Here is a 9,412-nt window from a genome sequence, read left to right as displayed (position 1 = left end):
CGCGACGCGGCGTCCAGCAGGCAGTACCCGGACAGGTGCAGGTGCCCGGCGTCCGGCGCCGCGGCCAGCGCCCGCTCGACGTGCTCGACGGTCAGCCGCAGGTTCGCGCCGCGTTCGGTGACCATCGTGCGTTCCCCGGCGGTGGCCAGCACGATCACCGTGCCGGTGGCGCCGCCCGGATGCACCTCGACGGCACACTCCACGCCGACCCGCTCCAGCTCGGCCACCCGGTCCCGCCCGGCGCTGTCGTCGCCGACCGCGCCCACCAGCGTCACCGGCACGCCCTGCGCCGCGATCCAGGCCGCGGTGTTGGCCGCCTGGCCGCCCCCGCTGACCTGGATCGTCGCCGGGGTGTCCGAGCCGGTGGCCAGCGGCCCGGCCAGCACCGCCACCACATCGGTGATCAGGTCACCGACCACGACCACCCGGGACGGGCCGGTCATGCCGGCGCGTCGGCGCGCAGGGCGGCCGCGGCGACGGCGATCCGGGCGGCCAGGTCGGCGTTGCGCAGGATGATCCGCACGTTCACCGCCAGGCTGGCGCCCTCGGTGGCCGAGTGGAAGTGGGCCAGCAGGAACGGGGTCACCGCCTTGCCGGTCACCTGATCGCGGCCCAGCCGGGCGAGGCCCTCGGCGAGGGTCCGGTCGTGCAGCGCCGGGTCGAGCTGCTCGTCGGTCGGGAGCGGGTTGGCCACGATCAGCCCGCCGCCGTGCACGCCCTGCTGCTCCCGGGCGGCCAGCACGTTTGCCACCTGCTCCGGAGAGTCCACCGACCAGTCCAGGTCGAAGCCGGCGTCGGTCAGGTAGAAGCCGGGGAACCGCCGGGTGCGGTAGCCGACCACGCCCACGCCGAGGGTCTCCAGCCGCTCCAGCGTCGCGCCCACGTCGAGGATCGACTTCACCCCGGCGCAGACCACCGCGATCGGCGTCCGGGCCAGGGTGACCAGGTCCGCGGACTCGTCGAAGGTCTGCGCCGCCTCCCGGTGCACGCCGCCGAGCCCGCCGGTGGCGAAGACGCCGATCCCGGCCGCCGCGGCGACCGCGCTGGTGGCGGCCACCGTGGTGGCGCCGTCCGCGCCGGTGGCGGCGGCCACCGCCAGATCGCGTACGGAGAGTTTGCTCACTCCGTCGACGGTGGCGAGCCGGGTGAGCTGGGCGTCGTCGAGCCCCACCACCAGCTCGCCGCCGACCATTCCGATGGTGGCCGGGACCGCGCCGGCCTCCCGTACGGCCCGCTCGATCTGGCGGGCCACTCGCAGGTTGTCCGGTCGGGGCAGACCGTGCGAGACGATGGTGCTCTCCAGGGCGACGACCGGTCGACCGTCACGCAGGGCGTCGGCGACCTCGGCGCCGAGACGCATGTGAAAGTTGGTCACCTCAGTTACCGTACGGGCCGCCGTCGGGGTGGGCTGCGGTGGACCGGCCCCCACCGACCTGCCAAACTGGCAAGTTGGAGGTGTCAACAGTGAGCACACAGATTCTCGAACGGCCGGAGCTGAAGGACGCGGACACCGGTCCGGAGATGTTCCACTACGTCCGCAAGGAGAAGATCGCCGAGAGCGCCGTCATGGGCACCTTCGTCGTCGCGCTCTGCGGCGAGACGTTCCCGGTGACCAAGGCCGCCAAGCCGGGCTCGCCGGTCTGCCCGAAGTGCAAGGAGATCTACGACTCGTACGGGGAGTGATCCCGGGCGGCCGGTCCGGCCGCCCCCGTACTCTTCGGCGGTGTGACCACCTCCACCGCCCTGCTCTTCGCCGACCTGACCGGGGTGGCCGTCTTCGCCGCCTCCGGGGCGTCCGCGGCGGTGGCCAAACGGCTCGACCTCTTCGGCGTCGTCTTCGTCGGCTTCGTGGCCGCCCTCGGCGGCGGGATCTTCCGTGACCTGGCCATCGACGAGGTGCCCCCGCTGGCCTTCGCCGACTGGCGGTACGCCACCACCGCCGCGGCGACCGCCGCCGCCGTCTTCTGGCTGCACCCGCAGCTGGCCCGGCTGCGCACCACCGTGCTGGTGCTGGACGCGGCGGGCCTGGCGCTGTTCACCGTCACCGGCACGCTCAAGGCGCTCGACGCCCACGTGCCGCCGGTCGGCGCCTGCGTGATCGGCATGCTCACCGCCATCGGCGGCGGGCTGGGCCGGGACCTGCTCACCGCCGAGATCCCGGTGGTGCTGCGCCGGGAGATCTACGCGGTGGCCGCGCTGGCCGGCGCGGTCGCGGTGGCCCTGCTCGACGCCACCGGACGCGCCGGCACCGCACCGCTGACCGCCGCCGCCCTGCTGGTCTTCGCGCTGCGGCTGGTGGCGCTGCGGCGGCGCTGGTCCGCCCCGGTGGCCACCCTGCGACCCCCGAACGACCGGCGTCCGCGGCCCCCCAGACCTGACCACTCACGGTTTGCGGCGTGTCGCGGTGTCGCCCGAGCGGGACGGCGCGACACGCCGCAGAGCGGGTCGGGCGGGGCGCGGGCGGGGGTGGCGGATGTGACCAGCGTGGCGTCGAGTGGGGCGAGCGGCGTGCGCTGGTTATGCTGAGTCGGCCTTCGCGGCATCTTCTGCGCGGAGGCGTTTTCATGGGCGGCGGTACCCGTGGCCCTCGGCCGGGGTCCGCCATGGTGCGGTCGGAGAGGAGCCTCGCGTGGCAGCCCGGTTGCCGGCGCTAGAGACGTTCCCGCCCCTGCGTGCCTGGCAGCGCAAGGCGATGGTGGAGTACCTGCGCCGCCGCACCGAGGACTTCACCGCGGTCGCCACCCCCGGCGCCGGCAAGACCACCTTCGCCCTGCGGATCGCCGCGGAGCTGCTCGTGGACGGCACCGTCGAGGCGGTCACCGTGGTCGCCCCGACCGAGCACCTGAAGACCCAGTGGTCGACCGCCGCCGCCCGGGTCGGCATCCAGCTCGACGCCGCGTTCCGCAACGCCGACGTGCACTCCGCCGCCGACTTCCACGGCGCGGTCGTGACCTACGCGCAGGTCGGCATGGCTCCGCTGGTGCACCGGCGGCGCACCATGACCCGGCGCACGCTGGTCATCCTGGACGAGATCCACCACGCCGGCGACTCCCGGTCCTGGGGCGACGGGGTCAAGGCCGCCTTCGAGCCCGCGGTACGCCGGCTGATGCTCACCGGTACGCCGTTCCGCTCCGACGACAACCCCATCCCGTTCGTCACCTACGAGCGCGGCGGCGACGGGCTGCTGCGCTCCCGCGCCGATTCGGTCTACGGCTACTCCGACGCGCTGCGCGACGGCGTGGTCCGGCCGGTGCTCTTCCTGGCGTACTCGGGGGAGACCCGGTGGCGCACCAACGCCGGCGACGAACTGGCGGCGCGGCTGGGCGAGCCGATGACGCAGGACCTGGTGGCGCAGGCCTGGCGTACCGCCCTGGACCCGGCCGGGGACTGGATGCCCCAGGTGCTCCGGGCCGCCGACGCCCGGCTGACCGTGCTGCGCAACGCCGGCATGCCGGACGCGGGTGGCCTCGTCATCGCCAGCGACCAGCAGAACGCCCGCTCGTACGCGAAGCTGATCGAGCAGGTGACCGGCGAGCGGGCCGCGGTGGTGCTCTCCGACGACGTGGGGGCCTCCGCGCGGATCGCGACGTTCGCGGCGTCCGAGCAGCGCTGGCTGGTCGCGGTCCGGATGGTGTCCGAGGGCGTCGACATTCCCCGGCTGGCGGTCGGCGTCTACGCCACCAGCGCCAGCACCCCGCTCTACTTCGCCCAGGCGATCGGGCGTTTCGTGCGGGCCCGCCGGCCGGGGGAGACCGCCTCGGTCTTCGTGCCGAGCGTGCCGCACCTGCTCGGGCTGGCCAGCGAGATGGAGGCCGAGCGGGACCACGTGCTCGGCAAGCCCAAGGAGTCCGACGGCTTCGACGACGACCTGCTGGAGCGCGCCCAGCGCGACGACCAGGCCAGCGGTGAGCTGGAGAAGCGCTTCACCGCGCTCTCCGCGACCGCCGAGCTGGACCAGGTCATCTTCGACGGCGCCTCCTTCGGCACCGCCGCCCAGGCCGGCACCCCCGAGGAGGAGGAATATCTCGGCCTGCCCGGCCTGCTGACCGCCGACCAGGTCTCCATGCTGCTCACCAAGCGGCAGGCCGAACAGCTCGCCGCGCAGCGCCGGCGGGCGCCACGCAGACCGCTGAGCCGGCCGCTGACGCCCCCGCGGCGCCCGCCGCACCGATGAGTGCCGCCCAGCGTCGGGTGGCCCTGCGCCGCCAGCTGAACGCCCTGGTGGCCGCCCGGCACCACCGCACCGGCCAGCCGCACGGCAAGATCCACGCCGAGCTGCGCGCCTCTGCGGCGGCCCACCCAGCGCCCAGGCGACGATCGAGCAGCTCGAAGAGCGCATCGCCACCGTCCAAACCCTCTGACGCCACCCGCCCCACCCGGCGCGGGCGCGAAGATCCCCGCACTTTCCCGGAAAGCGTGGCTATTCGGCGCGTCGAGGCCACTCATGCCGTGAAAGTGCGCGGATCTTGGGCGCGGGGGAGAGCACAGACGAAGCCGCCGGAGCCCCTTGGGGCTCCCGGCCGGCTATGTCGTCGTTATGTGGTTGCGGATTCAGTTCGCCATCAGATCGGCGCCACGCCAGCTGAACTCCGGGTCCGTCGCGTACTTCACGGTGATCTTCACGAGATCCTCCGCGTACTTGTTCGCGTGGTGCCCACAGAACACCAGCTCGCTCCCACCCGCCAGAGTGATCCGGAGCTTGCCGGCAGCATTGCAGCGGTCGCACCGTTCATCGGCGGCTGGGGGCGCCACCGTCTCGGGCGGCGGCGTGAGGGTCGGGGTCATCGCCTTCCTCCTCTGGTCGTCACCGATGAACACTCTCTTCGGTCGTTGCTCACCCATCGTGCAACACCCTCGTCGGGCCCTGCCTTCCCTGTGTGCCCGCGGGCGACCGAGGTCACACATGGCAGGGAGACAGTGTGCCGTGTGCCAAGGGTGCCACGTCAACGATCACAAACGGGCAACCGTCCGATCACCTTTGAGTGTTCTACGGCTAGTGGTCAAACCGACACGGCTGGTTGACGTGAAGGGGTCAGTCCAGGTAGTCGCGGAGCACCTGGGAACGGGACGGGTGACGCAGCTTGGACATCGTCTTGGACTCGATCTGCCGGATCCGCTCCCGGGTCACCCCGTACACCTGGCCGATCTCGTCCAGGGTGCGCGGCTGACCGTCGGTCAGGCCGAAGCGCAGGCGTACCACGCCCGCCTCACGTTCGGAGAGCGTCTGCAGCACCTGCTGGAGCTGGTCCTGCAGCAGCGAGAAGGAGACGGCGTCGACGGCGACGACGGCCTCGGAGTCCTCGATGAAGTCACCGAGCTGGCTGTCGCCCTCGTCGCCGATGGTCTGGTCCAGCGAGATGGGCTCCCGGGCGTACTGCTGGATCTCCAGCACCTTCTCCGGTGTGATGTCCATCTCCTTGGCCAGCTCCTCCGGGGTGGGCTCGCGGCCCAGGTCCTGGAGCAGCTCGCGCTGGATCCGGCCGAGCTTGTTGATCACCTCGACCATGTGCACCGGGATGCGGATGGTGCGGGCCTGGTCGGCCATCGCCCGGGTGATCGCCTGCCGGATCCACCAGGTGGCGTACGTGGAGAACTTGTAGCCCTTGGCGTAGTCGAACTTCTCCACCGCGCGGATCAGGCCGAGGTTGCCCTCCTGGATCAGGTCCAAAAACGCCATCCCGCGCCCGGTGTAGCGCTTGGCGATGCTCACCACCAGCCGGAGGTTCGCCTCCAGCAGGTGGTCCTTGGCGGCGCGGCCCTGCGCCACGATGAGCTCCAGGTCACTCTTCAGCTCGGCGGAGACCGGGGTGCAGGCGGAGAGCTTCTCCTCGGCGAACAGCCCCGCCTCGATCCGCTTCGCCAGCTCGACCTCCTGCGCGGCGGTCAGCAGCTTCGTCCGCCCGATCCCGTTGAGGTACGCCCGGACGAGGTCGGTGGAGATGCCGCGCTCGTCGGTCGCGTCCAGGTCGGTCAGGGTCTCCGTGCCGTGCTCGGCGTCGATGGTGGCGGCCGGGCGCGTCTGGTTCTCGATCATCTGCAGGGCCATCTCAGTCTCTCCCCGTGTCCGCTTCTGTGCCGCGTACCGGCCCCAGTGGTGCCGGTGACAGACAGCTTTCCAACCGGGGCGTGAAACGGGAGTGAGGCGATCGGGGACCCGACAGCAATCCGGTCGGTTGCCGGGTGTCGTCGCCGGGTCCGCTTGCCGGCGGCGGTTACCGTGCCAGCGGTCGGCCACCGGGGCCGGCGGCGAACAGGCGACGGAGGACGTGGTGGTCTTCAAGCGGCTCATGCAGGCGATGGGTGTGGGTGGTCCCTCGGTGGAAACCGTGCTGGCCAACCCGAACTGCCGTCCGGGCGGTCAACTGGAGGGACGGATCCAGGTGGCCGGCGGGGACCACCAGGTGGACGTCTCCTATGTGGCCCTCGGCCTGGTCACCCGAGTCGAGGTGGAGAGCGCCGACTCCGAGTACGACACCACGCAGGAGTTCGGCCGTCGCCAGGTCACCGGCCCGTTCCGGCTGGAGCCCGGCCAGCGGTACGACGTCCCGTTCCGCTTCGACGTGCCCTGGGAGACCCCGCTGACCGACCTGTACGGGCACCACCTGCACGGGATGACGATGGGTCTGCGTACCGAGCTGGAGGTGGCGCGGGCCGTCGACAAGGGTGACCTGGACCCGGTGGCGGTGCACCCGCTGCCGGCGCAGGAGCGGCTGCTGGAGGCGCTGCTGCGGCTGGGCTTCCGGTTCGCCCGGGCCGACGTCGAGCGGGGGCACATCTACGGCGTACGGCAGAGCCTGCCGTTCTACCAGGAGATAGAGTTCCACCCGGCGCCGCAGTACGCCCGCGCGATCAACCAGTTGGAGCTGACCTTCATCAGCGACCCGCAGCAGACCCAGGTGGTGCTGGAGATCGACAAGCGGGGCGGCATCCTCACCGAGGGGCGCGACGCCTTCGGCCGCTTCACCGTCGACCACGCCACCCTGGACCGCACCGACTGGGCCGCCCAGCTCGACGGCTGGCTCCGCCAGTCCATCCAACGCCGCGGCCTCTTCTTCTGACCGCCCACCCCCGGGCCGCGCACGCCCAGCGCCGGTGATCAAGAAGTTTGCGTCAGGAAAGTGGGCTCGGCTGACGCAAACTTCTTGATCAACTAGGCGGGGCCGGGGCGGGAGGGGCGGGGGTCAGAGTCGAGGAGGAGGGTGCGGGGGCCGACGTTGACGCTCTCCACCAGCATGTGGGCGCGGAAGCGGCCCGTCTCGACCTTGGCGCCGCGGTCGCGGAGCGCCTCCACCACCGCCGTCACCAGGGGTTCGGCGACCTCCGCGGGGGCGGCGGCGGTCCAGCTCGGACGCCGACCCTTGCGGGCGTCGCCGTAGAGGGTGAACTGGCTGACCACCAGGATCGGGGCGCCGGTGTCGGCGGCACTGCGATCGTCGTCGAGGATGCGCAGCTCGTGGATCTTGCGGGCCATCGTCTGCGCCACCTGCGGCGTGTCGGCGTGCGTGACGCCGAGCAGCACCAGCAGCCCGTCGTCGATCTGGCCGACCACCGCGCGTCGACCGTGACGCTCGCCCGGCCGACCGTCTGCACCACCGCCCGCATCAGCGGACCCCCCTTCGGCCGCCCTCCGGCGCCGCCGGCGCGACCCGCGTCACGCCGTCACCGGCTCGATGATGCCGCGTTCGATCAGGTGCGCCACGATCGGGCCGGCCGCCTCGGCCAGCTCCTGCGGGGTGACGTCGTGCGCGGCGGCCAGCAGGGCGAGCTGGTCGCGCAGCGCCAGCCGGCCGTCGCAGCCGCCGACCAGCGCCAGCACCAGCGGGTCGACCTCCTCGCTCCAGCGCAGCCCGTGCGGCATCGTGAGGACCTGCCGGTCCACCGCCCACCCCTCGTCGCCCATGGTCGCCTCCTGCCGCAGCTGGAGCCCCTCGGCGGCCCGGTAGCGCTCGGCGAGCAGCGCGTCGGTGTCGCGTACCCGGAGGAAGTCCTGGCGGTCGAACCAGGTGGCGATCCGGTCGCCCATCGGGGGTTCCACCCGCTGGCGCAGGTCCTCGATCCGGACGACCGGTTCGGCGTGCCCGGACCGGCGCAGCGAGACGATGCCGAAGCCGATCGCCTCCACCTTGTGCGCGTCGAACCAGTCCAGCCAGGCCGCCATCCGCTGCGGGTCGGTCGCCTCGCCGACGTCGGTGAGCCAGAGGTTGACGTACGCCATCGGGTCGGCCACCTCGCGCTGGATCACCCAGGCGTCCAGGCCGGTACCCGCGAACCAGCCGGCCACCCGCTCGTGCCACTCCTCGCCGGCCACGTGCACCCAGTTCGCCAGGTACTGCATGGTGCCGCCCTCGGTGAGCAGGCTCGGCGCCGCGGCGGCCAGCTCGGCGCCGATCGCGTCGCCGACCCGCCCGGAGTCGCGGTAGACGTGGGTGGTGGTGCCCGGACCGACCACGAACGGCGGATTGCTCACCACCAGGTCGAAGCGGCGGCCGGCGACCGGGGCGACCAGGTCGCCGCGGAGCAGCTCCCAGTCCTGGCCGTTGAGCGCGGCGGTGGTGGCGGCGAAGCGCAGCGCCCGCTCGGAGAGGTCGGTGGCGGTGACCCGGTCAGCGTGGGTGGCCAGGTGCAGCGCCTGGACGCCGGAGCCGGTGCCCAGGTCCAGCGCGGTCCGCACCGGCCGGCGGACGGTGGCGCCGATCAGCGTCTGGGTCGCGCCGCCGATGCCGAGCACGTGTTCGCTGTGCAGCGGCCGGCCGGGGCGGGCGCTGGCCGGTACGTCGGCGAGGACCCACCAGTCGTCCCCGTACGGTTCCAGGTCGACGCCGGCGCGCAGTCCGTCGCCGTGCCGTTCGACCAGCCCGCCGGCGAGCGCCTCGGCGAGGTCCAGCGGGGCGAGCGCGGCGGCGACCGCCGCCTCGGGCTCGGTCTGGTCGCAGATGAAGACCCGGATCAGCGTGGCGAGCGGGTCGCGGTCCTCGGTGGCGCGCAGGGCGGCGCGGAAGTCGTTGCGGGCCACCCCGCCGGTGGCCTGCGCGCCGAGTCGGCCGGCGATCCCGTTCGAGGTGAAGTCCGCCCGGGTCAGCGCGGTGCGCAGCGCCTCGACGCCGGCGGGGGAGAGCAGCATGTCGTGTCGTTCCACGTGGCCATCCTGCCCCCCGACGGCGGTCGATCGGCCGGCACCCGCGACATCCATACTGCGAGCTGTATGGATTGGTCGCTATCTCTTTTATGGTCATCGATGTATGGCTAGCATCTGCCCCAACATCCGTCGATGGGCGTCCCGGCCGCCACCAGCCTGCTCGGGGCGTACCGGTTGGGAGTCAGACGATGTCCGCTCTGCCCGTCCCCCGGCGCCGCGCGATCCGCGCCGTCGCCGTCACGGCCGCCGCGGCGGCGCTCTCCGTCGCCGCGTCCA

At 72.6% G+C, this 9,412-nt stretch carries 6 protein-coding genes and 4 pseudogenes; 4 read left to right on the top strand and 6 right to left on the bottom strand.

Annotation, left to right across the window (positions count from 1 at the left end; translation table 11 throughout):
- A partial coding sequence (locus tag JNW89_RS18265) for a carbohydrate kinase family protein (protein WP_238449837.1) occupies positions 1–443 on the bottom strand: 443 nt, incomplete at its 3' end.
- Complete coding sequence (locus JNW89_RS18260) at positions 440–1,375, bottom strand: pseudouridine-5'-phosphate glycosidase (protein WP_238449836.1); 936 nt, start codon at positions 1,373–1,375, stop codon at positions 440–442. The genes JNW89_RS18265 and JNW89_RS18260, both read right to left, overlap by 4 nt.
- An 89-nt stretch (positions 1,376–1,464) precedes the next feature.
- On the opposite strand from JNW89_RS18260, the gene JNW89_RS18255 reads away from it, so the two are divergent.
- The 3 genes and pseudogenes from JNW89_RS18255 (at position 1,465) to JNW89_RS18245 (ending at position 4,361) form a co-directional block, all read left to right on the top strand.
- The gene (locus tag JNW89_RS18255) at positions 1,465–1,683 is read left to right on the top strand and encodes a DUF3039 domain-containing protein (protein ID WP_088963331.1); all 219 of its coding nucleotides are present in this window, start codon (positions 1,465–1,467) and stop codon (positions 1,681–1,683) included.
- A 42-nt stretch (positions 1,684–1,725) separates the two neighbouring features.
- A pseudogene (locus tag JNW89_RS18250) lies at positions 1,726–2,368 on the top strand (trimeric intracellular cation channel family protein); the annotation flags it as partial.
- A gap of 261 nt (positions 2,369–2,629) precedes the next feature.
- Positions 2,630–4,361: pseudogene (locus tag JNW89_RS18245) on the top strand (DEAD/DEAH box helicase).
- A 190-nt stretch (positions 4,362–4,551) separates the two neighbouring features.
- Here JNW89_RS18245 and JNW89_RS18240 read toward each other — a convergent pair.
- Together JNW89_RS18240 and JNW89_RS18235 are read right to left on the bottom strand one after the other, a co-directional pair.
- Positions 4,552–4,785, bottom strand: coding sequence for a hypothetical protein (locus tag JNW89_RS18240; protein WP_088964796.1), 234 nt, complete (start codon positions 4,783–4,785; stop codon positions 4,552–4,554).
- Positions 4,786–5,032: 247 nt separating this feature from the next.
- Positions 5,033–5,938: pseudogene (locus JNW89_RS18235) on the bottom strand (RNA polymerase sigma factor); the annotation flags it as partial.
- A gap of 331 nt (positions 5,939–6,269) precedes the next feature.
- Between JNW89_RS18235 and JNW89_RS18230 the strand changes: the two are divergent.
- Positions 6,270–7,058 carry a sporulation protein gene (locus JNW89_RS18230; protein WP_238449838.1) on the top strand — a complete coding sequence of 263 codons (789 nt, stop codon included), beginning with the start codon at positions 6,270–6,272 and terminating at the stop codon, positions 7,056–7,058.
- Between the two features lie 92 nt (positions 7,059–7,150).
- Here JNW89_RS18230 and dtd read toward each other — a convergent pair.
- Positions 7,151–7,602, bottom strand: a pseudogene (dtd, locus tag JNW89_RS18225) (D-aminoacyl-tRNA deacylase).
- Between the two features lie 49 nt (positions 7,603–7,651).
- On the bottom strand, positions 7,652–9,136 hold the full coding sequence (locus JNW89_RS18220; protein ID WP_238449834.1) for a methyltransferase: 1,485 nt from the start codon (positions 9,134–9,136) through the stop codon (positions 7,652–7,654).
- Positions 9,137–9,412: the final 276 nt, after the last annotated feature.

The organism is Micromonospora sp. 4G55 (assembly GCF_016803375.1).
The sequence above is the reverse complement of the archived record's forward strand: the minus strand, read 5'-3'. Positions and strand labels throughout refer to the sequence as shown.

Coding starts and splice junctions, on each gene's coding strand:
- JNW89_RS18240 (WP_088964796.1), bottom strand. CDS start 4,785: ATGACCCCGACCCTCACGCCGCCGCCCGAGACGGTGGCGCCCCCAGCC.